General features: G+C 69.7%; 25 protein-coding genes and 1 pseudogene. 10 read left to right on the top strand and 16 right to left on the bottom strand.

Translation table 11 applies throughout. The features are described from left to right. Positions 1-5: 5 nt before the first annotated feature. The gene (serB, locus tag AB6A69_RS10665; RefSeq protein ID WP_371060753.1) at positions 6-890 is read right to left on the bottom strand and encodes a phosphoserine phosphatase SerB; all 885 of its coding nucleotides are present in this window, start codon (positions 888-890) and stop codon (positions 6-8) included. Between the two features lie 161 nt (positions 891-1,051). On the opposite strand from serB, the gene AB6A69_RS10660 reads away from it, so the two are divergent. The 3 genes from AB6A69_RS10660 to AB6A69_RS10650 all read left to right on the top strand — a co-directional run bounded on the left by AB6A69_RS10660 (position 1,052) and on the right by AB6A69_RS10650 (position 4,705). After that, the gene (locus tag AB6A69_RS10660) at positions 1,052-2,209 is read left to right on the top strand and encodes a phosphoserine transaminase (protein WP_371060752.1); all 1,158 of its coding nucleotides are present in this window, start codon (positions 1,052-1,054) and stop codon (positions 2,207-2,209) included. A 131-nt stretch (positions 2,210-2,340) separates the two neighbouring features. Further along, positions 2,341-3,936: a phosphoglycerate dehydrogenase gene (gene serA, locus AB6A69_RS10655; RefSeq protein WP_371055627.1), complete on the top strand. Its 1,596-nt coding sequence runs from the start codon at positions 2,341-2,343 to the stop codon at positions 3,934-3,936. A gap of 52 nt (positions 3,937-3,988) precedes the next feature. Next, on the top strand, positions 3,989-4,705 hold the full coding sequence (locus tag AB6A69_RS10650; RefSeq protein ID WP_371060751.1) for a metallophosphoesterase: 717 nt from the start codon (positions 3,989-3,991) through the stop codon (positions 4,703-4,705). A gap of 20 nt (positions 4,706-4,725) precedes the next feature. Here AB6A69_RS10650 and AB6A69_RS10645 read toward each other — a convergent pair whose 3' ends face one another. From AB6A69_RS10645 to smpB, 3 genes are all read right to left on the bottom strand, one after another. Then, complete coding sequence (locus AB6A69_RS10645; protein ID WP_371060750.1) at positions 4,726-5,901, bottom strand: aromatic amino acid transaminase; 1,176 nt, start codon at positions 5,899-5,901, stop codon at positions 4,726-4,728. Next, positions 5,901-6,788 carry a 3-mercaptopyruvate sulfurtransferase gene (gene sseA, locus AB6A69_RS10640; protein ID WP_371060749.1) on the bottom strand — a complete coding sequence of 296 codons (888 nt, stop codon included), beginning with the start codon at positions 6,786-6,788 and terminating at the stop codon, positions 5,901-5,903. Before sseA ends, AB6A69_RS10645 begins: the two co-directional genes overlap by 1 nt. Positions 6,789-6,849: 61 nt before the next feature. Continuing rightward, positions 6,850-7,335, bottom strand: a complete 486-nt coding sequence (gene smpB / locus AB6A69_RS10635; protein ID WP_371060748.1) for an SsrA-binding protein SmpB — start codon at positions 7,333-7,335, stop codon at positions 6,850-6,852. A 112-nt stretch (positions 7,336-7,447) separates the two neighbouring features. Here smpB and AB6A69_RS10630 point away from each other — a divergent pair, with 112 nt between their 5' ends. After that, positions 7,448-8,797, top strand: a complete 1,350-nt coding sequence (locus AB6A69_RS10630; protein WP_371060747.1) for an aminotransferase class III-fold pyridoxal phosphate-dependent enzyme — start codon at positions 7,448-7,450, stop codon at positions 8,795-8,797. A 109-nt stretch (positions 8,798-8,906) separates the two neighbouring features. Here the strand turns inward: AB6A69_RS10630 and AB6A69_RS10625 are convergent, their stop codons facing one another. Then, a complete protein-coding gene (locus AB6A69_RS10625) occupies positions 8,907-9,893 on the bottom strand; it encodes an adenosine kinase (RefSeq protein WP_371060746.1) in 987 nt (328 codons plus the stop codon). Next, positions 9,890-10,534 carry an endonuclease III gene (nth, locus tag AB6A69_RS10620; protein ID WP_371060745.1) on the bottom strand — a complete coding sequence of 215 codons (645 nt, stop codon included), beginning with the start codon at positions 10,532-10,534 and terminating at the stop codon, positions 9,890-9,892. The genes AB6A69_RS10625 and nth overlap by 4 nt, the downstream gene beginning before the upstream one ends. 108 nt (positions 10,535-10,642) lie before the next feature. Between nth and AB6A69_RS10615 the strand changes: the two genes are divergently transcribed. Both AB6A69_RS10615 and AB6A69_RS10610 read left to right on the top strand, forming a co-directional pair. Then, positions 10,643-11,509, top strand: coding sequence for a methylated-DNA--[protein]-cysteine S-methyltransferase (locus AB6A69_RS10615; RefSeq protein ID WP_371060744.1), 867 nt, complete (start codon positions 10,643-10,645; stop codon positions 11,507-11,509). 124 nt (positions 11,510-11,633) lie between these two features. Then, positions 11,634-12,290, top strand: coding sequence for an OmpA family protein (locus AB6A69_RS10610; protein ID WP_371060743.1), 657 nt, complete (start codon positions 11,634-11,636; stop codon positions 12,288-12,290). A 65-nt stretch (positions 12,291-12,355) separates the two neighbouring features. Here the strand turns inward: AB6A69_RS10610 and rsmD are convergent, their stop codons facing one another. Both rsmD and AB6A69_RS10600 read right to left on the bottom strand, forming a co-directional pair. Continuing rightward, positions 12,356-12,916: a 16S rRNA (guanine(966)-N(2))-methyltransferase RsmD gene (gene rsmD, locus AB6A69_RS10605; RefSeq protein ID WP_371060742.1), complete on the bottom strand. Its 561-nt coding sequence runs from the start codon at positions 12,914-12,916 to the stop codon at positions 12,356-12,358. Continuing rightward, positions 12,913-14,124 carry an NAD(P)/FAD-dependent oxidoreductase gene (locus AB6A69_RS10600; protein WP_371055637.1) on the bottom strand — a complete coding sequence of 404 codons (1,212 nt, stop codon included), beginning with the start codon at positions 14,122-14,124 and terminating at the stop codon, positions 12,913-12,915. Before AB6A69_RS10600 ends, rsmD begins: the two co-directional genes overlap by 4 nt. 95 nt (positions 14,125-14,219) lie before the next feature. Here AB6A69_RS10600 and AB6A69_RS10595 point away from each other — a divergent pair, with 95 nt between their 5' ends. Further along, positions 14,220-14,708, top strand: coding sequence for a peroxiredoxin (locus tag AB6A69_RS10595; protein ID WP_371060741.1), 489 nt, complete (start codon positions 14,220-14,222; stop codon positions 14,706-14,708). Between the two features lie 19 nt (positions 14,709-14,727). Here the strand turns inward: AB6A69_RS10595 and AB6A69_RS10590 are convergent, their stop codons facing one another. The 7 genes and pseudogenes from AB6A69_RS10590 to AB6A69_RS10560 all read right to left on the bottom strand — a co-directional run bounded on the left by AB6A69_RS10590 (position 14,728) and on the right by AB6A69_RS10560 (position 21,381). Further along, positions 14,728-15,483, bottom strand: coding sequence for a hypothetical protein (locus AB6A69_RS10590; protein WP_371060740.1), 756 nt, complete (start codon positions 15,481-15,483; stop codon positions 14,728-14,730). Further along, complete coding sequence (locus AB6A69_RS10585; protein WP_371060739.1) at positions 15,480-15,782, bottom strand: 4a-hydroxytetrahydrobiopterin dehydratase; 303 nt, start codon at positions 15,780-15,782, stop codon at positions 15,480-15,482. Before AB6A69_RS10585 ends, AB6A69_RS10590 begins: the two co-directional genes overlap by 4 nt. Next, on the bottom strand, positions 15,779-16,978 hold the full coding sequence (locus tag AB6A69_RS10580; protein ID WP_371060738.1) for a GNAT family N-acetyltransferase: 1,200 nt from the start codon (positions 16,976-16,978) through the stop codon (positions 15,779-15,781). The genes AB6A69_RS10585 and AB6A69_RS10580 overlap by 4 nt, the downstream gene beginning before the upstream one ends. Positions 16,979-17,010: 32 nt before the next feature. Then, positions 17,011-17,775 (bottom strand): glycerophosphodiester phosphodiesterase family protein, encoded by a 765-nt coding sequence (locus tag AB6A69_RS10575; RefSeq protein ID WP_371060737.1) that lies wholly within the window; start codon positions 17,773-17,775, stop codon positions 17,011-17,013. Further along, positions 17,772-18,239, bottom strand: a complete 468-nt coding sequence (locus AB6A69_RS10570; protein WP_371060736.1) for a RidA family protein — start codon at positions 18,237-18,239, stop codon at positions 17,772-17,774. The genes AB6A69_RS10575 and AB6A69_RS10570 overlap by 4 nt, the downstream gene beginning before the upstream one ends. 104 nt (positions 18,240-18,343) lie before the next feature. After that, the gene (locus AB6A69_RS10565) at positions 18,344-19,651 is read right to left on the bottom strand and encodes an HlyD family type I secretion periplasmic adaptor subunit (protein WP_371060735.1); all 1,308 of its coding nucleotides are present in this window, start codon (positions 19,649-19,651) and stop codon (positions 18,344-18,346) included. Further along, positions 19,648-21,381, bottom strand: a pseudogene (locus AB6A69_RS10560) (type I secretion system permease/ATPase). Before AB6A69_RS10560 ends, AB6A69_RS10565 begins: the two are co-directional and overlap by 4 nt. 207 nt (positions 21,382-21,588) lie before the next feature. On the opposite strand from AB6A69_RS10560, the gene AB6A69_RS10555 reads away from it, so the two are divergent. After that, positions 21,589-22,350, top strand: coding sequence for a VacJ family lipoprotein (locus AB6A69_RS10555; protein WP_371039262.1), 762 nt, complete (start codon positions 21,589-21,591; stop codon positions 22,348-22,350). Further along, entirely contained in the window at positions 22,340-22,939 is a 600-nt protein-coding gene (locus tag AB6A69_RS10550; RefSeq protein ID WP_371039261.1) for a phospholipid-binding protein MlaC, read from the top strand. Before AB6A69_RS10555 ends, AB6A69_RS10550 begins: the two co-directional genes overlap by 11 nt. A 12-nt stretch (positions 22,940-22,951) precedes the next feature. On the opposite strand, the gene AB6A69_RS10545 is transcribed toward AB6A69_RS10550, so the two are convergent. Further along, the gene (locus AB6A69_RS10545) at positions 22,952-25,120 is read right to left on the bottom strand and encodes a transglycosylase domain-containing protein (RefSeq protein WP_371060734.1); all 2,169 of its coding nucleotides are present in this window, start codon (positions 25,118-25,120) and stop codon (positions 22,952-22,954) included. Positions 25,121-25,372: 252 nt separating this feature from the next. Between AB6A69_RS10545 and AB6A69_RS10540 the strand changes: the two genes are divergently transcribed. Continuing rightward, positions 25,373-25,711 carry a P-II family nitrogen regulator gene (locus AB6A69_RS10540; protein WP_371039259.1) on the top strand — a complete coding sequence of 113 codons (339 nt, stop codon included), beginning with the start codon at positions 25,373-25,375 and terminating at the stop codon, positions 25,709-25,711. Positions 25,712-25,720 lie beyond the last annotated feature (9 nt).

The following is a 25,720-nucleotide window of genomic DNA, read 5'->3' as shown; positions in this document are numbered from 1 at the left end:
ATCCGCTAGCGGCCGGCCGCGGTGAACTCCGACCGCGCGTATCCCTGCAGGTAAAGAAGCGCCGTCAAGTCGCCGTGGTTCACGCGGACCTCGCAAAGCGCCTGCACGGCGGGTTTGGCATGAAGCGCGACCCCGAGGCCCGCCCGCCCCAGCATGCCGAGGTCGTTCGCGCCATCGCCCACGGCCAGCACTTCGGAGTCCGTGATCCCGAGGCGCGCCGCGGTCTCCTCCAGCGCGCGCACCTTGGCGTCACGTCCCAGGATGGGCCGCGCGACCGTGCCCGTGAGCCTGCCGTCCTCGCTTTCCAGCAGGTTCGCGCGCGCCTCGTTAAAGCCGATCGCCTCGGCCACCGGCCCGGTGAAGGCCGTGAAGCCCCCCGAGACGAGAAGCGTGTGCGCGCCGGCCGCGCGCATCGTCGCCACCAGCGCAGCGCCTCCCGGCATGGGGGTGATGCGCGAGGCGAGCACCTCCTGGATCACCGCTTCGTCGAGCCCCTCGAGCAGGGCCACGCGCTCGGTGAGCGCGCCCTCGAAATCCAGCTCGCCGTTCATCGCCCGCGCGGTGATCTCGCGGACATGCGCGCCCACGCCCGCGACCTCGGCCAGCTCGTCGATGCATTCCTGCCGGATCATGGTGCTGTCCATGTCCGCCACCAGCAGCTTCTTGCGCCGATCGCCCGCTTGCTGCACCGCGAGGTCCACGCCGAGGCGCTGAAGCTCCTCCCAGACATCCCGGAGGTTGCGGGGCGGCGCGGGCACCTCGAACTCCGCCGCCTCGCCGGGCGAAAGCCAGCGTGCGACCCCTCCGCCCCAGGCGTTTCGAAGGCTCTCAACGAGCGCGGTGTCCAGCGTCGGGCGGGCGGGGTCGGTCAGAAGCGTGACGGTCTGCATGGGGGCGGGGCGTTTCCTATCGTGGGCGCGCATCGAGCCGATGCGACGCTTTCGCGCGATCTAGCGACATTTTCCATCTTGTGAAAGGCGCGAAACGGTCCTAACCCCGTTCGCGGGACACCCCTCCCCAACGAGGGGCGAATATCTGGAAGGATATCGACATGACGGCTTCGACCAAACCGGAGACGCGGCCGGGCAATCCGCGTTTTTCCTCCGGCCCCTGCGCCAAACCCCCCGTCTTTACCCTCGACAGGCTGGCCGACGCGCCGCTCGGGCGCTCCCATCGCGCCGCGGTGGGCAAGGAGAAGCTCAAGGCCGCGATCGAGGGCACGCGCGAAATCCTCGGCGTGCCCGACGACTACCGCATCGGGATCGTGCCCGCCTCCGACACCGGGGCGGTCGAGATGGCGATGTGGTCGCTTCTCGGCGCGCGGACATGCGAGATGCTCGCCTGGGAAAGCTTCGGCGCGGGCTGGGTCACGGACGCCGTCAAGCAGCTGAAACTCGACGCCACCGTGCGCGAGGCCGACTACGGCGAGATCGTGGACCTTTCGCAGGTCGATTTCGACGCCGACGTGGTCTTCACCTGGAACGGGACGACAAGCGGCGTGCGCGTGCCCGACGGCGCCGCGATCCCGGACGACCGCGCCGGCCTGACGATCTGCGACGCGACCTCCGCCGCCTTCGCGCAGGACCTGCCATGGGAGAAGCTCGACGTCGTCACCTTCTCCTGGCAGAAGGTCATGGGCGGCGAGGCGGCGCACGGGATGCTGATCCTTTCCCCCCGCGCGGTCGAGCGGCTCGAAAGCTACACGCCGCCCTGGCCGCTGCCGAAGATCTTCCGCATGACGAAGGGCGGCAAGCTCAACGAGGGGCTGTTCGAGGGCGCGACGATCAACACGCCCTCGATGCTCTGCGTGGAGGACTACCTTCTCGCGCTCGACTGGGCGCGCGAGATCGGCGGGCTCGAGGGGCTGAAGGCCAGGGCCGACGCCAACGCGAAGGCCGTCTGGGAGTTCTGCGAGGCCCGCGACTGGATCGAGAACCTCGCCAAGGATCCGGCGACACGGTCGAACACCTCCGTCTGCCTGAAGTTCGCCGACGCGCGGATCGCCGACGGCGCCGCCTTCGCCAAGGCGGTGGCCAAGCGGCTGGAGGCGGAGGGCGTGGCGCTCGACGTGGGCGCCTACCGCGACGCGCCCCCGGGGCTGCGCATCTGGTGCGGCGCCACGGTGGAGCTTGTTGACATCGAGGCGATGCTGCCCTGGCTCGACTGGGCGTTCGAGACCCAGATCGCCGAGCAGGCCCAGGCCGCGTGATCCCGAAGGCGCGTGCCTGGCACGCGCCCCACCCCCGATATCCCGCCCGGCGCGTCGTGAAGGGCGCCGGGACCAGCAACCCAACAGCAGGGTGCGTGCCCGGCACGCGCCGTTCTTCGAGGAAAACAAAAATGGCTCCCAAGGTTCTCGTTTCCGACAAGCTGTCGGACACCGCCGTGCAGATCTTCCGCGACCGGGGGATCGAGGTGGATTTCATGCCCGAGGTGGGCAAGGACAAGGAAAAGCTGCAGGAGATCATCGGCGGCTATGACGGCCTCGCGATCCGCTCGGCGACGAAGGTGACCGCGAAGCTCCTGGAGGCGGCGGACAACCTGAAGGTCATCGGCCGCGCCGGCATCGGCGTGGACAACGTGGACCGCGAGGCGGCCTCCAAGAAGGGCGTGATCGTGATGAACACGCCCTTCGGCAACTCGATCACCACCGCCGAGCACGCCATCGCGCTGATGTTCGCCGTCGCCCGCCAGATCCCCGAGGCCAGCGCCTCGACCCATGCCGGCAAGTGGGAGAAATCGCGCTTCATGGGCGTGGAGCTTACCGCCAAGACGCTGGGCGTGATCGGGGCGGGGAACATCGGCTCCATCGTGTGCGATCGCGCCCGCGGCCTGCGGATGAAGGTCGTGGCCTACGATCCCTTCCTCAGCCAGGAGAAGGCCGACAGGATGGGCGTGGAGAAGGTCGAGCTCGACGAGCTGCTCGGCCGGGCCGACTTCATCACGCTGCACGTGCCGCTGACCGACCAGACGAAGAACATCCTGAGCCGCGAGAACCTGGAAAAGACGAAGACGGGCGTGCGCATCGTCAACTGCGCCCGCGGCGGGCTGGTCGACGAGGCGGCGCTGGCCGAGCTGGTGAAATCCGGCCATGTCGCGGGCGCGGGCATCGACGTCTTCGAGGTCGAGCCCGCCACCGAGAACGCGCTTTTCGGCCTGCCGGGCGTGGTCTGCACGCCGCATCTGGGCGCGGCCACCACCGAGGCGCAGGAGAACGTCGCGCTCCAGGTGGCCGAGCAGATGTCGGACTACCTGCTGACGGGGGCGGTGACGAATGCGCTCAACATGCCGTCGGTCACCGCGGAGGAGGCCAAGGTGATGGGCCCCTGGCTCAAGCTGGCCGATCATCTGGGCAGCTTCATCGGCCAGATGACCGACGAGCCGATCCAGGCGATCAACATCCTCTATGACGGCTCGGTCTCCGAGATGAACCTGGAGGCGCTTAACTGCTCGGTCATCGCCGGGATCATGAAGCGCGCCAATCCCGACGTGAACATGGTCTCCGCGCCGCTGATCGCGCAGGAGCGGGGCATCAAGACCTCGACGACCAACCAGGCGAAATCGGGCGTATTCGAAGGCTACGTCAAGGTGACCGTGGTGACCGGCAAGCGCGAACGCTCGATCGCCGGGACCGTGTTTTCCGACGGCAAGCCGCGTTTCATCCAGATCAAGGGCATCAACATCGACGCCGAGATCGGGCGGCACATGGTCTATACCACCAACGAGGACGTGCCCGGCATCATCGGCACGCTCGGCCAGACCATGGGCAAGAACGGCGTGAACATCGCCAACTTCACCCTGGGGCGGAAAGCCGCGAAGGGCGAGGCCATCGCGCTTCTCTATGTCGACGCGCCGATCCCGGCCCCGGCGGTCGAGGAGTTGCGGGCGACCGGTCTTTTCGGTCAGGTGAAGCCGCTGGAGTTCGACGTGGCGTGACCGCCCCCGCGCGGCGCGGTCTGGCCGGGTCCGGCTTGAATGGGAATGGCTCATGACGATCTACGCCGTCGGCGACATCCACGGCTACCGTGACGCGCTGGAAGAAGCGCTGGCCCGCATCGACGACGACCCCGGCGCGCCGGACGCGCCGGTGGTCTTCCTGGGCGACCTCGTCGACCGCGGCCCCGACAGCCGCGGCGTCATCGACCTGCTGATCCGGGGCCTTGCCGAGGGGCGGCCCTGGATCGTCCTGAAGGGCAACCATGACCGGCTGTTCGAGCGGTTCCTCGATCACGGCGCCGAGCACGATCCGCGCGTCCTGTCGGGGCGGGGCTGGCTGACCCCCCAGCTTGGCGGGCCGGCGACGCTTGCCTCCTACGGGATAAAGGCCGACGACCGCCCCCCGCTGGAGGTGCTGGCCGAGGCGCGCGACGCGGTGCCGGCGTCGCATCTGCAATTCCTGCGCGCCCGCCCGCTCTGGCACATGGCCGGCGGGTTGCTTTTCGTCCACGCCGGTATCCGGCCCGGCGTCCCCCTCGAGGAGCAGACGGAGGACGATCTTCTCTGGATTCGCGACCCGTTCCTGGACCACGCCCGCGCGTTCCCCTGGCTCGTGGTGCACGGGCATACCGCGATCGAGTATCCGCGCCATTACGGCAACCGCGTCAATCTGGACGGTGGCGCGGGATGGGGCCGAGACCTCGTGCCCGCGGTTTTCGAAGGCGACGACGCCTTCCTTCTGGGGCCGCGCGGGCGCGTCCCGGTGTGAGCCGGGCCGCGCCGGACGGGTCAGAGCCCGGCGGCGATGATCGCCTGGGCCAGCTTCGGCACCGACTCGCGGTTCAGCCCCGCGATGTTCATGCGCGAATCGCCCACCATGTAGATGCCGTGATCGGCGCGCAGCGTCTCGACCTTGTCGGGATCCGCGCCCAGCCGCGAGAACATGCCCCGATGCTGAGCGAGAAAGCCGAAACGATCCGAGCCGGAGCGCTGCCGAAGCTCGCCCGCCAGTTGCTCGCGCAACTCCAGCATTCCGGTGCGCATCTCCTCGAGCTCGGCCTCCCAGTCGGCGCGAAGCTCCGGGTCGGTCAGCACTTCGGTCACGATCCGTGCCCCGTGATCGGGCGGGAAGGAGAAGTTCTGGCGATTGAGATACGCCATCGTGTCCTGCAGCAGCCCCGGATCCGCCGCCGTGCCCATCAGGATGCCGGTGCGCTCGCGGTAGACGCCGAAATTCTTCGAGCAGCTCGCCGCGACGAGCGTCTCCGGCATCGACGCGACGACCTGGCGCGTGGGCGCCGCGTCCGCCTCCAGCCCGTCGCCGAAACCCTGATAGGCCAGGTCGATCATTGGCGTCGCGCCGGTGGCCTGAAGCGCGGCGATCACCTCGGCCCACTGGGGACGGTTGAGGTTCGCGCCAGTGGGGTTGTGGCAGCAGCCGTGCAGCAGCACCACGTCGCCCGGCCGCGCCGCGCCGATATCCGCAAGCATGCCCGCAAAATCGACCCCGCCGGTCTCGGCGTCGAAGTAGCGGTAGGGCACCATCTCGATGCCGAGATATTTCAGGATCGAGACGTGGTTGGGCCAGGTCGGGTCGGAGACGAAGACGCGCAGCCCAGGATTGGCCATCCGCGCAAGCTCGAACGCCTGGCGCACCGCGCCGGTGCCGCCCGGCGTCGCCACCGCCGCCACCCGCTCGCGCGGGACTGCGCCGCCGAGAACGAGGTCGACCATCGCGTCGCCGAAGGCCGGATCGCCCGCGAGCCCCGTGTAGGCCTTGGTGGTCTGCGCCTCCCAGATCCGCTTCTCGGCGGCCTTCACCGCGCGCATCACCGGGGTGACGCCCTCGGCGTTGCGGTAGACGCCGACGCCAAGGTCGATCTTGTCGTCGCGCGGATCCTCGCGGAACGCCTTCATCAGGGCGAGGATCTTGTCGGCGGGTAGCGCCTTGAGCTCTTCGAACATCAGTCTTCTCCGGTGGCCACGGGCAGCGTGGCGAACTGGCCCCACTCGGCCCAGGAGCCGTCATAGAGCGCGTGATCGGTCTTGCCGAGCCGTTCCAGGGCGAGGTTCAGGATCGCCGCGGTCACCCCGGAACCGCAGGTGGTGATCGCGGGCCGGGACAGGTCCACCCCGGCGGCCTCGAAGGCGACACGCAGGCCGGGCGCGTCCTTCATCGTGCCGTCCCCGTTCAGAAGCGCCTGGAACGGCACGTTGCGGGAGCCGGGAACATGCCCGGCGCGCAGGCCGGGGCGCGGTTCCTCCGCCTCGCCGCGGAACCGTTCGGGCGGGCGCGCGTCGAGGATTTCCGTGTCGCCCAGTTTCGCGGCCGCGGCCACCTGCGTCACGTCCTTGACGAGGTAGTTCTGGCGGCGCGCGGTCATGTGCCGGTCGCGCGGGACCGGCGGCAGGTCCTCCACCGGCCGCGCCTCGGCCTGCCATTTCGGAAAGCCCCCGTCGAGCACGGCCACGTCGTCCTTGCCCATCAGCCGGAAAAGCCACCAGACCCGGGCCGCCGAATAGAGGCCGGCGGTGTCGTAGACGACGACCTGGTGGCCGTCGCCCACGCCCATGGCGCGCATCCGGCTCATGAACTTCTCAACGGGCGGCGCCATGTGCGGCAGCTCGGACCGCGCGTCCGAGATGTCGTCGAGGTCGAAGAAGCGCGCGCCGGGGATGTGGGCCGCGTCGTACTCCGTCCGCGGGTCGCGGCCCTTGTCGGGCAGGTACCAGGACGCGTCGAGCACCCTCATGTCGGGATCGTCGAGGTGTCTGGCAAGCCAGCCCGTGGAAACCAGCGTCTTCGGATCGTCCTGCACCGCCTTCACCCGTCGTTCAGCCGCGTCGCGCATTGCCTACTACCCGGGGCACGCAAGAGCAAGGTTGGGGCCGGCTGGCGGCCTGCGGCGGGGCTCAGCCGTGCTCCTTGAGCAGCCGCGCCTTCTGGCGCTGCCAGTCGCGCTTGGCCTGCGTCTCGCGCTTGTCGGCGAGCTTCTTGCCTTTCGCGATGCCGATCTTCAGCTTCGCGACGCCCTTGTGGTTGAAGTAGAGCACGAGCGGGACCAGCGTCATGCCCTTCCTCTGGGTCTCGGACCACAGCTGCGCGAGCTCGCGCCTGTTGACGAGAAGCTTGCGCCGCCGCCGCTCCTCGTGGCCGAAGGTCTTGGCCTGGGCATAGGGCGCGATGGAACTGTTGACGAGCCAGAGCTCCCCGTCGTCCACCGTTGCGTAGCTCTCGGCGATGTTGGCGCCGCCCTGGCGGAGCGATTTCACCTCGGAGCCTTCGAGCACGATCCCGCATTCGAGATCCTCCTCGATCGCATAATCGAAGCGGGCGCGCCGGTTCTCCGCCACGACCCTGTAATTGCCGTCGTCCTTTTTCGCGTTCGTCTTCGCCATGACCGGCGTGTCCTACATGTGCGGGCGCGCGCTGTCCATCTTCCGCCGCGCGGGCTGGACGTTGCCGCAGGGACTGGTAGGATTTGATCAAATCATGACAGCGAGGTCCGCCATGAAGGACGATAACTTCCTGAAGGAAAACAACGCCCGCCATCTCTGGCACCCGATGGGCCATCCGGGCGCGGCGCAGACCGATGCGCCGAAGATCATCCGCAAGGCGCAGGGCGTGCGCATCACCGACATCGACGGCCACGAGGCGGTGGACGCCGTGGGCGGGCTCTGGTGCGTCAATCTCGGCTACTCCAACGACAAGGTGAAGGAGGCGATCGCCCGCCAGCTGCAGGAACTGCCCTACTACTCCGCCTTCGCCGGCACCTCGAACCCGCCGGCCATCGAGGCCTCCTGGATGGTGCGCGAGTTCTTCGCGGAAGACGGCATGGCGCGGGTCTTCTTCACCTCGGGCGGCTCCGATTCGGTGGACACCTGCCTGCGGCTCGCGCGTCAGTACCACAAGCTTCGCGGAGAGCCTGGCCGCACCAAGTTCCTGTCGCTCAAGAAGGGCTATCACGGCACCCATTGGGGCGGGGCGAGCGTGAACGGCAACAACCGCTTCCGCATCAACTACGAGCCGCTGCTGCCCGGCTGCTTCCACCTGCCCTCGCCCTACACCTACCGCAATCCCTTCGACGAGATCGACCCGGCGCGGCTCGCGCAGAAGATCGCCGCGATCGCCGAGGACGAGATCGCCTTCCAGGGGCCGGGCACCATCGCCGCCTTCATCATGGAACCGATCCAGGGCGCCGGCGGCGTCATCGTGCCGCACGAGACGCTTATGCCGCTCATGCGCGACATCTGCGACCGTCACGGGATCCTGATGATCTCGGACGAGGTGATCACCGGCTTCGGGCGCACCGGCGACTGGTCGGGCGCGCGGCACTGGGGGGTGAAGCCCGACCTCATGAGCGTCGCCAAGGGCATCACCTCGGGCTACTTCCCGGTGGGCGCCGCGCTCGTCAACGAGAAGGTGGCCGAGGTCTTCGAAACCGCCGACGCCGAGGGCGCGATCTTCCACGGCTACACCTACTCCGCCCACCCGGTGGGCGCGGCGGCGGTGGTGGCCTGCCTCGAGGAGACGCTGCGCCTCGACACGCGCTCGAACGCCGGCCCGCGCGGCACGCAGCTCTACGAGGGGGCGAAGCGGCTTGCCGAGAAGCACGACATCGTGGGCGACGTGCGCGGCGGGCACGGGCTGATGACCGGCATCGAGATCGTGTCGGACCGCGCCGCCCGGACGCCGATGGATGCGGTCACCATGAAGCGCATCCACCAGGCCACCTACGAGGCGGGGGCCATGGTCCGGCTCGGCATGCACAACATCCTGATGTCGCCGCCGCTGACCATCACCGAGGCGGAGGTCGACACGATTCTCGACGCGCTCGACAAGGGGTTCTCGGCGGCCTGACGCGGGGGCGGCGCGACCCGCGCTGCTTCTTCTTGGTGGAAATACTCTCGGGGGGGTGAGGCCCGGAACGGGCCGAGGGGGGCGGACAGCCCCCCTTTTGCGTTTCGGCTCAGACCGGCAGCCCGGCCTCGGCGAACAGCGCCTTCAGCTCCGTCTCCGGGCGCGCGCCGTAATGCGAGATCACCTCCCCGGCCGCAACCACGCCCATGCGGCCCGCGATCTCCAGCGACTGGTTGCCGGCAAGGCCGTAGAGGAACCCGGCCGCGAACTGGTCGCCCGCGCCGGTGGCGTCCACGGGGGTGACACGCTCCACCGGCACCACTGCCTCCTCCTCGCCGCGCACCAGCACCACGTCGTGGCCCGAGCGGGTGCACACCACCAGCCCGCTCTCCGCCGCGGCCCGCTCGAGCGCCGCAGAGAGATCGGTTTCGTAAAGCGATTCCCATTCGTGCTCGTTGCCGATGACGAAATCGAGCTCGCGCACGAGCTGGCGGAAGTCCTCGCGGTGGCGATCCACGCAGAAGGGGTCCGACAGGGTGATGCCCGCCATGCCGCCCGCGGCGCGGCAGGCGCGCGCCGCGGCGATGAAGGCCGCCTTCCCCGCGGGCTTGTCGTAGAGATAACCCTCGAGGAACAGGATCTCGGCGTCGCCCGCCACGCCCGCGTCGACGTCGCCGGGCCCAAGCTCGGCCGAGATGCCGAGATAGGTGTTCATCGACCGCTCGCCATCCGGCGAGACGAAAATCATTGACCGCGAGGTGGGCAGCTCCCCCTCTGCCACGGGCGGGTTCGGAAAGGCGGTGCCGTCCCGCGCCATGCCCTCGGCGTAGAAGCGGCCGAGCGCATCGTCGCGCACGCGCCCGATGAAGGCGGTGCGCAGCCCCAGATTGCCGAGCCCCGCGAGGGTATTGGCGACCGACCCGCCCGCCGCCTGCCAGCGGTTCTCCATCGCGCCGTAGAGCAGCTCGGCGCGGTCGCGCTCGATCAGCTGCATGATCCCCTTCTCGATTCCCATGCGCGAAAGGAAACCGTCGTCGCAGTTGCTGATCACGTCGACGATGGCGTTGCCGATGCCGACCACCTGGTAGCGTTTCACAGGGTCTTCTCCTCGTAGGCGCAGAGATCGCGGATGAGGCAGGCCGCGCAGGCGGGCTTGCGCGCCTTGCAGACGTAGCGGCCGTGCAGGATCATCCAGTGATGGGCGTGGAGCTGGAATTCGGCGGGCACGTTGTCCTCGATGGCGCGCTCCACGGCGACCACGTCCTTGCCCACCGCGAGGCCCGACCGGTTGCCGAGCCGGAAGATGTGGGTGTCCACCGCCTGCGCGGGATGGCGCCACCACATGTTCAGAACCACGTTCGCCGTCTTGCGGCCCACTCCCGGCAAGGACTGGAGCGCCGCGCGCGAGGACGGCACCTCTCCCCCGAACGCCTCGACGAGAATGCGCGAGAGCTTCAGGACGTTCTTCGCCTTGTTGCGGTAAAGGCCGATCGTCCGGATGTGCTCGATCAGGCCCTCCTCGCCCAGCTCCAGCATCTTCTGCGGCGTGTCGGCCACCTCGAAGAGCTTGCGGGTCGCCTTGTTCACGCCCGCGTCGGTGGCCTGCGCCGAGAACGCCACCGCGACGAGCAGCGTGAAGGCGTTGGTGTGCTCGAGTTCGCCCTCCGGCTCGGGCTCGGCCGCGCGAAAGCGGGTGAAGATCTCCCGGATGCTGTGGTAGTCGAGTTGCGCGGCCATGGCGCTCCTCATGCCCCGCCGGGGCGGGATGCGCAACAACCGGGTCGCGCGGGCGCGCGTCCGGGCTTAGCCCTGTCGCCATCAGGACACCGGTCGCGGGAGGACGGCATGGACGGCAACGCGGAAACCGGCGGTACCGCGGACCCCGGGGCGGGGGCGGGCTATCACTTCCAGCTGGTGCGCCGCGCCATCGCCGAGATCGACGCGGCGGAGACGCCGCTGTCGCTCGACGAACTCGCGGCCCGGATGCACATGAGCCCGGCCCATTTCCAGCGCGTCTTCTCGCGCTGGGCGGGCGTCTCGCCCAAGCGCTTCCAGCAATACCTCGCGCTCGGCCACGCCAAGACGCTTCTGCGCGAGCGTTTCACCACGCTCGACGCCGCCCATGCCGCGGGGCTTTCCGGTGGCGGGCGCCTCCATGACCTGTTCCTGCGCTGGGAGGCGATGCGGCCGGGCGACTACGCGCGACGGGGTGCGGGTCTTTCGATCCGCTGGGGGTGTTTCGACAGCCCTTTCGGCGAGGTGCTCGCCATGGGCACCGCGCACGGCCTCTGCGGGCTGGCCTTCACCGATGAGACGGGGCGCGAGGCGGCTTTCGAGGATCTCTCGTCCCGCTGGCCCGCCGCGCGCTTCGCCGAGGATGCGGACCCGCTCCGCGCCTCGGTGGAGGCCGCCTTCGGCGGCGGCGGGCGCGCGGCGCTGCACGTCCTGGGCGCGCCCTTCCAGATCAAGGTCTGGGAGGCGCTGCTCGCCGTGCCCTCGGGCCACGTGACGACCTACGCCGAGATTGCGCGCGCCATCGGCAGCCCGCGTGCCGTGCGCGCGGTGGGCGCGGCGGTGGGGCGCAACCCGGTCGGCTGGCTCATCCCCTGCCATCGCGTGATCGCGGGGTCCGGCAAGCTTGCGGGATATCATTGGGGCCTGCCGGTCAAGCGTGCCATACTCGCCTGGGAATCGGCCCGGGCAGAGGCGTGACCGGCGCATGCCGACCGGCGGAGAACCGCCCAGACTCGTGGAAAACCGGTGTCGGAGGCGCCGGGCTCTTGGCATACTGTGTCGGAACCGGGCCGACACGGACCCAGAAAGACGAGGCACAGACATGACTTCACTGAAGCGTTCCCTGATTTTGGCCACCGCGTCGGCGATGGCTCTCGGGGCCTGCACCACGGACCCCAACGATCCCAACCGCAACACCCAGCAGGGCCTTCTGCTCGGCGGCGCGCTGGGCGCGGCAGCGGGCGCGATCGCGGGCAACAACCCCGAGGAGCGCCGGCGGAACGCGGTCGCGGGCGCGATCATCGGCGGCGCCGCGGGCGGTATCACCGGCAGCATCCTCGACCGACAGGAAAGGGAACTCCGCCAGCAATTCGACGACGATCGCATCAGCATCACGAACACGGGCGACCGCCTGATCGTGACGATGCCCAACGGCATCCTCTTCGACACCGACAGCGCGGCGGTCCGCCCCGGCCTGCGCGGCGACCTTTCGGTGCTGGCCCAGAGCCTGCAACGCTACCCCGACAGCGCCGTCCAGGTGATCGGTCATACCGACAACACGGGCGAGGCGGCCTACAACCAGCGCCTGTCCGAGCGCCGGGCGGAGGCGGTGGCCTCGACCCTAGTGACGGACGGCGTGCGGCCCCAGCGCCTGCGCATCATCGGTCGCGGCGAGGACCAGCCCGTGGCGAGCAACCTGACGCCCGAGGGGCGCCAGCAGAACCGCCGCGTCGAGGTGGTGATCATCCCGACCACCTGATCGGGACGGCACGCGCGGCGGGGATCGCCCGTCGCGCGCTTTCGCCGCCGGGGCGCCGGTGACGGTCAGGGCGCCCGGAGAAGCGTGACGGTCGTGTCGCCGTAACGCCGCGCTTCGAGCGTTTCGAAACCCTCGGGCGGCACCACCGCCCCGCCTTCCTCCCAAACCACGAGCGCGCCGGGCGCGAGCCAGCCGCCGCGCCGTGCGCCCTCCAGCGCGGCCCCGCCCAGGGCCTTGCCGTAGGGCGGGTCGAGGAAGACGAGGTCGAAGGGCTCCCCCGGGTTCTCTCCGAGCCGCGTGGCGTCGCGCCGCCAGATCCGCGTGACACCTCCCGCGCCGCAGATCTCGACGTTGCGGCGCAAGAGCGCGCGTGCCTTGGCGCCCTCGTCCACGAATATCGCGTGGGCGGCCCCGCGCGACAGCGCCTCGAGCCCGAGCGCCCCGGTGCCGGCGAAGAGGTCGAGCACCCGCGCCCCGGTGACCGGATCGCCGAAGCGCCCGCCGCCCAGCACGTTGAAAAGGCTTTCGCGCACACGGTCCTGCGTCGGGCGCAGATGCGCGCCCGCATCCCCCGCGCCGAGCCCCGCAAGCGCCCGGCCCCGCCACCGTCCGCCGACGATCCTCACGCCGCGAGCAGCGCCTTGAGGTCGGTCCCGGGATCGGCGAGGGCGGCCCGGTCGGGCGAGCGGCCCGCCTCAAGCAGCCGCTTGCCGACCATGTAGTCGCGGGGCGCGTTCATCGCGTCCACGGCGAGCAGCGTATCGTCCGCGAAATACCAGTGCGACACCGATCCCGCGGTCGTCCCGGGGCGCACCACCACGCGGTCATGCCCCTGGCCGAGCCCGGCGATCTGGAGCTTGACGTCATACTGGTCGGACCAGAACCAGGGCGTGGGATCGTAGGCCACGCCCGCGCCCAGCATGTTCCGCGCCACGGTTTCGGCCATGTCGATCGCGTTCTGCACGCTTTCCAGCCGAAGGCGTCCGCCGCGCCAGGGAAACGAGGCGCAATCCCCCGCTGCCCAGATCGCCGGGTCGGAGCTGCGCCCCTCCGCGTCGGTGCGGATGCCGTTCTCGATCGCAAGCCCCGCCGCCTCGGCCAGCGCGGTCGCGGGCGTGATGCCGATCCCCACGATCACCATGTCGAGGGCAAGCTCGGTGCCATCGGAGAGCGCGGCGCCCGTCACCCGGTCCTCGCCCACCAGGCGTTCGAGCCCGGTGCCTTCGCGCAGGTCCACGCCGCGGGCGCGGTGCAGCGCGCGGAAGTAGTCGGCCGTCTCGGAACAGGCGACGCGGCCCAGGATGCGGGGGGCCGCTTCCACCAGAGTGACCTCCATGCCCGCCTTCGCGCACACCGCCGCGGCCTCGAGCCCGATATATCCGCCGCCCACCACGAGGACGCGCCCGCCCGCCCGGATCGCCGGGGCCATGGTGTCCACGTCCTTGAGGTCGCGCACGACATGCACGCCCGCGAGTTCCCCGCCGATCGCGCCGGGCAGCCGCCGCGGCACCGCGCCGGTGCAGAGCGCGAGCGCGTCGTAGGGATGGGTGTGGCCGCCCGCGATCACCGTCCGGTCGGCGCGGTCGATCGCCACCGCGGTTTCGCTCAGGTGCAGGTCGATTCCGTTTTCCGCGTAGAAGCTTTCGGGCCGCAGGAAGAGCCGCTCGAGCGCCATCTCGCCCATGAGATACTGCTTGGACAGCGGCGGGCGCTGGTAGGGCGGCACGGGCTCTTCGCCGATCATGGTGATCGCGCCCTCATGTCCCTCGGCCCTGAGCCGCGCGGCGAGCGACGCGCCCGCCTGCCCCGCGCCGACGATGACGATCCGCTCCATCCCGCATCCCTTCCCGTTTGCCGTGGTCCTGCCCCGCGCCGGAGCCTATATCGGGGCTGGAGACAGGTGCAATGAAACTGGAGAGAGGGACAGACATGACCATTTCCACAGGCGAGAAGCTGCCCGCCGCGACGCTGATGCGCATGGGCGCGGACGGCCCCGAGGCGGTGGCGCTCGAGGATATCACGGCGGGCCGCAAGGTCGTGGTCTTTGCCGTGCCCGGCGCCTTCACCCCGACCTGCCATTCGGCCCATGTGCCGAGCTTCGTGCGCACGAAGGACGAGTTCGCGGGCAAGGGCGTGGACGAGATCGTCTGCGTCGCGGTGAACGACCCGTTCGTGATGGGCGCGTGGGGCGAGGCCACCGGCGCGAGCGCGGCGGGTCTTTCCATGCTGGGCGATCCCGACGCCGCCTTCACCAGGGCGATCGGCATGGACTTCGACGCGCCGCCCGCCGGGCTGCACGCGCGTTCCAAGCGCTACGCCATGCTTGTCGAGGACGGCGAGGTGAAGCTCTTGCATGTCGAAGACAATCCCGGCGCCTGCGAAAGCTCGGCGGGCGAGGCGCTTCTCGCCGCGATGTGAAGGGCGCGGGGCCGCGGGCTTAGCCCCGGCCCCGTGACCCTGCGAGGAGCGGCGCTGCGAGAAGCGCCAGAAACAGGATCGCCGAAAGGCCGCTGCCCGCCCCGCGCCCGCCCAGGAGAGCGGTGCCGGCCCAGACAGCCAGAAGCGCGCCGGACAGAAGGACGACGCGGGCCGCCGGCCGTCGCGCCCGCAGCGCCGCGATTTGTGCGGCGGCGATCAACGCGCCCGCGCCCGCCGTGGCGGCCGCGGATGCGGCGGCGGGGGGCAGGTTGGCGCCCACCAGCACCGCATGGGCCGCCGCCGGGAAGAATACCAGCGCGAGATGCGACGGGTCGGCGCGCGCCGCCATCGCTGCCGGGCGCGCCCTGAGCCAGCGATGGCCGACGGCCACCAGCCCGGCACCGAGCGCGAGGGGCAGGCCTGCGAGAAAAAGCGCCGACGCCAGCCAGCCCATCGGCTCCAGCCCCGGCAGGCGTTTCAGCGCGAAGATCAGCCCGCCCACCGCTGCGAGGATCACCGGATAACCGAGATAGCCGAGCGCCCAGCGCGGGACGCCGACCCAAATCCCGGCGAGGCCGAGCGCGGCGACGATGGTGGGCAGTGCACGGGCGAGCGGGCCGGGCAGCTCCGTTCCGGTCGCGAGCGCCCAGAGCCCGGGCAGGGCCACCAGCGCCACGGCGGGCAGGGCGGCGAGCACCGCCTCGCCCGTCGATCCCTCCGCCGGGCGCAGCCGCGTGCCCTGTCCGAAGGGGGCCGGCCCGTGCGTCTCGCTCACCCCAGGCCGGCGAGCTGGTCGAACTTGCGCGCGAGCTTGGCGTCGAGCGACGACAGCCCGTCCACGTCATGGGTCGTCAGGGTGACGATGACGGTCTTGTAGACGTTGGACCATTCCGGGTGATGGTCCCACTTCTCCGCCCAGAAGGCCGCGCGGGTCATCCAGCCGAAGGCTTCGACGAAATTGTCGAACTGGTAGGTGCGGGTGATCGCGTCGCGCCCGTCCACCATCTGCCAGCCGGCGTCCAGGAGCGGCTGCAACACGGTCTTGCGTGCGGTATCGCTGAGCTTCTCGGTCATTCGGGTTCCTCCACATCTGCCTTTCGGAATGGCCCGTAGGCCGTGAGCACCTCTATGTCCTGCGTCACCGCGCGCCGCTCGGCCTCGAGGTAGCGCGCGACCGCGTCGGCGAAGCCCGGATCGGCGATCCAGTGCAGGGAATGCACCTCGCATGGCAGGTAGCCGCGGGCAAGCTTGTGTTCCCCCTGCGCGCCGGCCTCGACGCGGGAAAGACCCTCCGCGATGGCGAAGTCGATCGCGCGATAGTAGCAGGCCTCGAAATGCAGGCAGGGGTGATGCTCCACGCAGCCCCAGTAACGGCCGAAAAGCGTGTCGCGCCCGATCAGGTTCATGGCGCCCGCGACATGGCCGCCCTCGCGGCGGGCCATCACCAGGAGGATGTCGTCGCGAAGCCGCTCCTGCGCGAGGTCGAAGAAGGCGCGTGTGAGGTAGGGGCGGCCCCATTTCCGCGCGCCGGTATCCTGGTAGAAGCGCCAGAAGGCGTCCCAGTGCCTGGGCCGGATCGCGTCGCCCGTCAACATCTCGATCTCGCCGCCGAACTCGTTGGCCTGTCGGCGCTCCTTGCGGATCGTCTTGCGCTTGCGCGAGGAGAGGTCCGCGAGGAAGGCGTCGAAATCCGCGTAACCGCGGTTCTGCCAGTGGAACTGCTCGGTCACGCGGCGCATCAGCCCCATCTTCTCGCCCGCCGCGGCCTCCTCTTCCGTGCAGAAGGTGACGTGGACCGAGGAGAGCCCGTTGTCGGCGGCAAGCTGCACCGCCCCCTGCACCAGCGCCGCGCGGCCCCGGAGCTCTTCACCGGGGCGGACCAGAAGACGCCGCCCGGTGGCGGGCGTGAACGGTACCGCGATCTGGAACTTCGGGTAGTAGCGCCCGCCGGCGCGCTCGTAGGCGTGCGCCCAGTTGTGGTCGAAGATGTATTCGCCCTGGCTGTGGCCCTTGGCGTAAAGCGGTGCCACGGCGATGACGCGCCCACCGGAGCGCGCCACGAGGTGGCGCGGCTCCCAGCCGGTGCCGGGCCCGACCGATCCGCTTTCCTCCAGCGCGGAAAGGAAGCGGTGGGTCGTGAAGGGGTCGATCGGCCGACCGCCGCTGGCGGCCTCGGGGCAGGCGCAGGCATCCCAGTCCTCCGCCGGAATGTCGGCGAGGCTTGCATGGGCCGTGACCTCGATCGGCTCGTTCTGTGCACCGTCGTCCATCATGCGGGAAACTGGGCCGCGACGGTCCGCGATCAAGCCGGAACCGCCGCGCGGTAGCCTTCGAAGGTCACGTTCTGCGCCAGCCGGCGCGCCGCGCGTTCCTCGGCCTCCGACCGGATCGTCCAGGACAGCACCGGAACGCCGGTCGCGCGGATATCGACCACGCGCGGGCGATCGAGGTCGGTATGCTCGTGGCTGATGAACATCGCGCCGCTGCGCTCGAATTCGGGCGCCTCGCGCAGTCGGGCGCGAAGTTCCTCGGGCATGTGCGGCCAGAGCGCCTCGTCGAAGGCGCTGGTGGTGAGGCCGCGCGGGATGTCGGGCCGAAGCGCGCCCATGCGCGCGACGGCGTGACCGTTGAAGGACATCACCGCCAGCGGTCCCGCGTAACCGGCAAGTGCGCGCGCGGCCGCGGCCTCCAGTGCGCCGTCGGTCGGCCCCATGCGACCGTGCTGGTCCTTGAGCTCGACCAGCAGCGGCACGCGGCCGCCCACGATCGCGAGGATCTCGCGCAGCGTGGGGATGCCCTCGCCGTCGCCGCCCGACAGCGCGATGCGCCCGAGTTCCGCCGCGTCGCGCGTGCGGATCACGCCGGTTTCGCCGGTCAGCCGCCGCAGGTCGTAGTCGTGAAACACCATCGCCTCGCCGTCGGCCGAGGGCTGCAGGTCGATCTCGATACCGTAGCCCGCCGCGACCGCGGCGCGCACCGCCGCGCGGCTGTTCTCGGGCCGGCCCTCGCCGTGAAGCGCGCGGTGGGCGATGGGCGTTTTCAGGAAGACCGGGTCGAGCGCCGTCATGCGATCTCGAAGATCCCCTCGATCTCGACGGCGACACCCAGCGGCAGCGACGCCGCCGAGACGGCCGAGCGCGCGTGCCGGCCGGCATCGCCCAACGCCTCGACGAGAAAGTCCGACGCGCCGTTCACCACCTTGGGCTGCTCGGTGAAGTCGGCGGTGGAGTTGACGAAGCCGGTGAGCTTCACCACCCGCGTCAGCCGGTCCAGATCGCCGCCGCAGGCCGCGCGCAGCTGCGCCAGAAGCGACAGCGCGCAGCGCCGCGCCGCGGCCGCGCCGGCCTCGGTGGAAAGCTCCGCGCCGAGTTTGCCCGTGATGAGCGCGCCGCCCTCGTCCATGGAAATCTGGCCCGATACGTGCACCAGGTTCCCGGTCTGCACGTAAGGCACGTAATTCGCCGCCGGGGCCGGCGCGTCGGGCAGCGTCACCCCAAGCTCCTCCAGCCGTGCCTCGATCTTTCCGCTCATGCTGTCCTCCCGCATTCCTCCAGAGTCGTGGCGGACGCTACAGTCTGGCGGCGGCCGGGAAAAGCGCCAATCGGGCCGGGCGCGGGGCGTTCGGCGCGGCCCGCTCAGCGTTCGCGGAACGCCTTCGAGAAATAGTCCGTGAGCGGCTTCAGCAGATAGGCGATGGGGGTGCGGTCATCGGTCCGGATGAACGCCTCGACCGGCATGCCGGGCACGAGCACCAGGTCGTCTGGCAATCGGTCCTGTTCAGCTTCCGACAGCGTGATCTCGGCCCGGTAGTAGGCTTTCTGCGTGGCCTCGTCGGTAAAGATGTCGGCCGAGACCTGCGTCACCTGCCCGAAGAGTTCCGGCGTGCTGCGCTGATCGAAGGCGGAAAAGCGCAACGTCACGTCCTGCCCGGGATAGACCTGGTCGATGTGGATGGGCGCCACGCGCGCCGCGATCACGAGCGGGCGATCCTGCGGCACGATGTAGAGCAGCGGGTCCGCCGGGCGGATCACCGAGCGCGGCGCGAAGACCTGAAGCCCGTAGATGATGCCCGCGACAGGCGCGCGCACTTCCATCCGGCGAAGCCGCTCGACGAGGGTGCGGCGGCGCTCGGACAGTTCGAGTTCGCGGAACTGCAGGTCGCGCAACCGGGTGATCGCCTCTTCGCGTCGCCGCGAGCGCAGGTTCAGGATCTCGATCTCGGTGATGCGCCCCTGCGCCTGCGCCCGCTGGGCGGTCAGCTCGCCCACCAGCCCGCTGAGCCGGGCTTCCTCACGCTGCAACGAGAGGACGCGCGAAGTCTGCGCGAGGCCGCGATCGAGAAGCGATTGCTGGTCGGAAAGCTCTTCCTCGATCAGGCTCAGCTGCCGCGTCAGCGCCGTCTGCTGCGCGTCGATCCCCTCGATCTGGTTGCCGATCTGCTCTGCGCGGCGGCGCAGCTGTCCGGCTTCGGTCTCGACGGATTCGCGCCGCGCCTCGAAGAGCCGCAGTTGCCCGTCGATGAGGCCGCGCACCTCGGCGCTGATGTCGGCCCGTTCCACAAGCAGACTGTCGAAGACCGGCGCATCCGCCTCGTCGCGTTCGGCCTCGAGCCTGCCGCGACGGGCCATCAGTTCGAACAGCTGGCCTTCGACGATGGCAAGTTCGGAGCGCATTTCGCCGGCGTCGAGGCGGATCAGCACCTGGTCGGCCTGCACCGTGTCGCCCTCGTCGACCAGGATGCCCTCCACCACGCCACCGTCCGGGTGCTGGACCACCTGCCGGTTGCGCTCGACCTCGATCTGGCCGGAGGCGACGACGGCGCCCGAGATCTCGGTCATCGCCGACCATGTTCCGAAGCCGCCCACCAGCGTGACCAGCGCGACGAGTCCTACGGCCATGGGCATCCGCATCCGGAAGCGCGGAGAGGTCGCCTCGTCGCTCATCGCATGCCTCCCGGCGTCGCGGATTTCAGGATCTGCTGATGGTTCTTGACCTGGCTTTGAAGCACTTCGTCCTTGGGGCCGAAGGCGACCCGGTTGCCCTGGTCGAGCATCAGCAGCATGTCGCATTCCACGATCGCCGCCGGGCGATGCGCCATGATGAGCACCGCGCCGCCCCGCGCCTTGACGCCGCGGATGGCCGCGTTGAGCGCGAGGCTCCCCTCGTTGTCGAGATTGGAGTTCGGCTCATCGAGCACGAGCAGGACCGGATCGCCGTAAAGCGCGCGGGCGAGGCCGATCCGCTGGGTCTGGCCGCCCGAAAGCCGCCCGCCGATGTTGCGCAGCTTGGTGTCGTAGCCATCGGGAAGTTTCAGGATCATCTCGTGGGCGTCGGCGAGCTTGGCGGCCTTCACCACCGCGTCCGGATCCGGGGTCAGGGACAGGCGGGCGATGTTCTCGGCGACCGTCCCGTCGAAAAGCTCCACGCTCTGCGGCAGGTAGCCCACATGGCGCCCGAGCACTTCCGGCGCGTACTGGTCCAGCGTCGCGCCGTCGAGGCGCACCTTGCCGCCTGCCGGCCGCCAGAGCCCGGTGAGCGCGCGCGCGAGCGTGGACTTGCCCGCGCCCGACGGCCCGATGACCCCGAGCGCCTCGCCGGGGTTCACCGCGAAGCTGACGATCCGGAGCGCCGCCTGCGTCTGGCCGGGTGGCACGACGGTCAGTTGCTGCACGTCGAGCTTCGCGCGCGGAGCGGGCAGGCTGGTGCGCGCCGTCTCGGGGGGCACCTCGGACAGGAGTTCGGCAAGCGAGGCCCAGCCGCGCCGCGCGGCCTGCATCAGCGGCCAGTTCCCGATGGCAAGCTCGATCGGCGCGAGCGCCCGGCCGAGCAGGATGGAGCCCGCGATCATCGCGCCGGGCGTCAGCTCCCCGCGCAGCACCAGCCAGGCGCCGAGGCCCAGCATCGCCGATTGCAGCATCAGCCGGAAGGTCTTGATCAGCTAGGTGAAGGTCCCGGCCACGTCGGAGGCGCCGACCTGGTTGTCGAGCGCCTCGTCGCGCGCCTGCCGCCAGCGATCGAAGGCCGCGCCGCGCATTCCGAGGCTCTGCACCGTCTCCGCCTCGTCGCGGATCTGGTTCGCCATGGTCTCGGCGCGGTAGACGGCGGCGTTGCCCTTGTCGAGCGGGCGGCGCGAGAGCCACTGGTTGATCGCCGTGAAGGCGATGAGCAGCGTGCCGCCGGCCACGGCCAGGATGCCCAGCCAGGGATGGAAGAGCGCGATGCCGAAAAGGAAGAAGGGGGTCCACGGGATGTCGAAGAAGGCCATGAGCCCCGGCGACGTCAGCAGGCGCTGCACCGATTCGAGATCGCGCAGCCCGGTGCCGGAGCGCTGGTCGGGCGCGATGGCCGACTTGCGCATCACCGCGTCGAAGACCCGCCTGTCGAGCCGCGACTGGAAGCGCGCACCGACGCGCGCCATGATCCTCGAGCGGGCGTAATCCAGAAAGCCCATCATGCCGTAGAGAAAGACAACGAGGATCGAGAGCGCGACGAGCGTCGCCTCGGACCGCGAACTCAGGACACGGTCGTAAAGCTGGAGCATGTAAAGCGGCCCCGTCAGCATCAACAGGTTCACGAAGAAGCTGAAAACGCCCACGAACCAGAAATAGCCGCGGTTCTCGCGACGCGCCGCCCGAAGCTCTTCCAGCCCGGGCGAAGGATCGATCTTTCTCATACGCGTCGTTCCGCCCTGCGCTCTTGTCCGCTCAGCGTGCTTTTGCCAGAGTTTGCAGGGCGGGTCCACTTGTCGCGCATCCGCCACAGCGCGGCGAAGACGGCGCGGAGGGTGATGGGCATTCCGCTCGCTTGTCCTCATGAAAGCGCCTAGTCTGCGCCGGGCGGGTCTCTTCCGCGCTTAGATGATCCTTGAAGGAAATCCATGGTGTCCCCTTTGCGCCTTCGCCGCCTCGTGATGCTTCTGGCATTGCCGCTTCTGGCCGCGTGTTCCGTGCCCGAGCCCGGAAACGAGGGCGGGATCCACGATCCCTACGAGCCGGCGAACCGGCGGGTTCACGAGTTCAACAAGAGCCTCGACCGCTCCGTGGTCCGGCCGCTGGCGCGGGGCTACACCCGGGCCGTGCCCGACGGGATCGAGGACAGCATCGTTCAGTTCGGCGACACGTTCTCGACCCCGGGCTATGCCGTGAACCGCCTTCTGCAGGGGGATCTCAGGGGCGCCGGGCTCAACACCGTGCGGTTCGCGACGAATGCGGTTCTCGGGTTCGGGGGCATCTTCGATGTCGCCAAGGAGTTCGGGCTGCCGGCCGACGAGACCGATTTCGGCGAGACGCTGGCGGTCTGGGGCGTTCCGGAGGGCGCCTATCGCGTGTCGCCCGTTTTCGGGCCCTCCACCGAACGCGACTCGGCGGGCCGCCTCGTGGGCTGGTTCCTCAACCCGCTCGACATCGCTCTGCCGCGGCCCGAACGGTATTCGGGGCTCGTGGCGCGGGGCCTTGGCGGGCTGACGGAGCGCGGGCGCTTCTCGGACACCTACGATTCCGTTCTGCATGAAAGTGCCGACAGCTATGCGCAGACCCGCCTGATCTATCTCCAGAACCGGCGCTTCGAGCTGGGCGCGCGCAGCGGCGGCGCGCCGGCCGAGGAGACCTTCACCGATCCCTACGAGGAACTCTATGGCGACTGACATCTCCCGCCGCGGCTTCCTTGCCGGCGCTGCTACCGCCGCCGTCCTCGCGCCGCGCCCCGCTTTCGCGCTGACGGAGGGCCGGGCGCGCGGCCTCGTCGACAGCCTCGTCGAAGAGATCAACGCGGTCATCTCGTCCGGACGGTCGGAACGGCAGATGTACCCAGAATTCGAGCGCATCTTCCGGCGCTACGCCGACGTGCCGACCATCGCGGCCTACGCCCTCGGCGTGGACCGGCGCCGGGCGAGCGAGGCGCAGATGCGCGCCTTCACCGAGGCGTTCACCGGTTACATCTCGCGCAAGTACGGCAAGCGGTTCCGGGAGTTTTCCGGAGGGCGGCTCGAGGTCGAGACCGTGAGCCGGGTGAAGAACTATTACCAGGTCCGCACCACCGCCTACCTGCCGGGCCAGTCGCCCTTCATCGTGGATTTCCACGTCTCGGACCGGTCGGGCCGCGATCTCTTCTTCAACATGTTCATCGAAGGCGTGAACATGCTCCTGACGGAGCGCGAAGAGATCGGCGCCATGCTCGACCGGCGGGGCGGCGACATCGACCGGCTCATCGCGGAGCTGCGCGGCGCGGGCTGAGCGCCGGTCCGGTCAATTGGCGCCGAAAAGATCGCGCAGCACCTGCTCCAGCACCGAATCGGCGACATCGTCACGGCCGCGCCGCTCCGCGGCGGGCCCGTCGCGCGATGCCGCGGGCGCGCGTTCCGCCGGGCGCAGCATCGGCAGGGGCCGCGGCGGCAGATCCGCGTGCAAGCGGCGCATGGTTTCATGCCAGATCTCGGCGGGCAGCCCGCCGCCGGTGACGCCTGAGAGCGGGGTGTTGTCGTCGTATCCCATCCAGACGCCCGCGACGTAATCGGCGGTGAAGCCCACGAACCAGGCGTCGCGCGCGGCCTGCGTGGTGCCCGTCTTGCCCGCGGCCTCGCGATCGGGCAGGGCGGCGCGGCGGCCCGTGCCCTCGCTCACCACCTTCTCCATCATGTAGATCAATTCGCGCGCGGCCTCCTCGCGGATCACGCGTTCGCCGATGCCGCCTTCCGAATTGTCGATGAGCGCCCCCGCGTCGCCCTTCAGCCGCAGCTCCATCAGGCCGTAGGGCGATACCGAGGATCCGCCGTTCAGGATCCCGGCATAGGCGGCCGTCATCTCCAGCAGCGTCGACTCCGACGCCCCGAGCGCCAGCGCGGGGCCGGCGGCGAGATCGCTTTCGATACCGAAATCGGCGGCCACGCGCCGCACGTTCTCGCGCCCCACATGTTCGGAGATCTTCACCGCCGGGATGTTCAGCGAGCGCTTGAACGCCTCGGTGAGCGTCACGAGCCCCGCGTAGTCGTTGGTGTAGTTCTCGGGCGACCAGGGGCCCGAGCCGGGAATGTCGATGGTGAGCGGCTCGTCGCGGATCATGTCGTTGGGGTGGTAGCCGAGTTCGAGCGCGGTGGCGTAGACGAAGGGCTTGAAGGCCGATCCGGTCTGGCGCTTGGCTTGCGTCGCGCGGTTGAACACGCCCGAGACGCGGGTCTTGCGGCCGCCCACCATGGCACGCACCGCGCCGTCGGCCGACATCACCACGATGGCGGCCTGCGCCTCCGAGCCCTCGCGCACCTTGGTTTCGAAGATGTGCAGCAGCGCCTCTTCGGCGGCGCGCTGCATGGCCCGGTCGAGCGTGGTCGTGATGACCACGTCCTCGGTGGTGTCGCGCGTGAAGTATTCCGGCGTCGAGGACATCACCCAGTCCGCGAAATAGCCCCCTGCCTTGGCCTCCGCGGTCTCGGAGAGCGCGGCCGGCTGCGCGAGCGCGGCCGCGGCCTCCGCCTCCGTCAGGTAGCCCTGCTCTTCCATCAGCCGGATCACCGTGGCCGCGCGGTTGCGGGAGCGTTCGAGGTTGTTGGTGGGTGCAAGCGCGGTGGGCGCGGTCAGCAGCCCCGCGAGCATCGCGCCCTCGGACGGCTCGAGGTTCCGCGCAGGCTTGCCGAAGAAGCGCTGCGCCGCGGCCTCGGCGCCGTGCGCGCCGCCGCCCATGTAGGCGCGATTGAGGTAGATCGAGAGGATCTCGTCCTTGGAGTACTTGGCCTCCATCGCCATGGCGTAAAGCGCCTCGCGCAGTTTCCGCCAGAGCGTTGTCTGCCGGCAGTCGGCCTCGTAGGCGGCCTGAGTTTCCCATGCGGCGGGGTCGTATCGCACGCCGAGGCAGAGCAGCTTCGCGGTCTGCTGGGTGATCGTGGAGCCGCCGTGACCCTGAAGCGGCCCGCGCCCTTCCGACAGGTTGATGCGGATGGCGCCCGCGATGCCGATCGGGTCCACCCCGGGATGCAGGCGGAAGCGCTTGTCCTCGGTGGCGATCACGGCGTTCTTGAGATGCGGCGCCACGGTATCGGCCGTCACGACGCCGCCGAAGACCTCGCCGCGCCAGGCGAACACCTCGCCCTGCCGGTCGAGCAGGGTGACCGAGCCGCGCGCCCGCCCGTCCAGGATCTGCTCGTAGGGAGGCAGGGTGGCGTAATAATAGGCGACGCCGCCGCCGATCAGCAGCGCGACGATGAGGGTGACGCGCCAGGTCAGCCCCCAGAGCATCCGCGTGACGAAGGCGAAAAGGCCCGTGACGGCCGCCACGACGGGATTGCGCGGCGCCTTGCGCCGGCTGCCAGTCCTGCGTTTGCGCGGCGCGGGTTTGCGCGCGGCGGTCCTGGAGGGGGGCTTCCCGCGGCCCTTGCCCCGGCGATCCGCCACCAGCCGGGGCGGCCTGCGGCCTGAATCACTCATTATGCTTCTCTCGGCGCCTGCTCTGGGGGCGAGCATATCCTCTAAACGGCGCGATGTTTAGGGCGTCCGTGCCGCGGTGCAGCTTCACGTGTAGGTTAAAAATAATGCATATTTTTATAAATGCTCAAAAATTACGCATATGTTCGCGCCTTGCCGTCCCCGAGCGGGGGCAAATCTTTGCACCACCTCCCCTGACCGATTTTCTGCATCTGCACAGGAGCAGCGGCAGCTGCCTAAGCGAAGGGGATGACGTTGAAACTGATCATAGCAACGATCAAGCCGTTCAAGCTCGAGGAGGTGCGCGAGGCGCTCACCTCCGTCGGCGTCCGCGGCATGATGGTCACGGAAATCAAGGGGTTCGGGTCGCAGTCCGGCCATACGGAGATCTATCGCGGCGCGGAATACGCCGTGAACTTCGTGCCCAAGGTCAAGCTCGAGATCGCGGTGGACGACGGCATGGTCGACCAGGTGGTCGAGACCATCGCCAAGACCGCGCGCACCGGAAAGATCGGCGACGGGAAGATCTTCGTCCTGGATCTCGCGCAGGCCGTTCGGGTGCGCACGGGCGAAACCAACGCGGACGCGCTTTGACGCGGGTCA

Origin of the sequence: Rhodosalinus sp. 5P4, assembly GCF_041365695.1 — a bacterium.
Classification (GTDB): domain Bacteria; phylum Pseudomonadota; class Alphaproteobacteria; order Rhodobacterales; family Rhodobacteraceae; genus Rhodosalinus.
The sequence above is the reverse complement of the archived record's forward strand: the minus strand, read 5'-3'. Positions and strand labels throughout refer to the sequence as shown.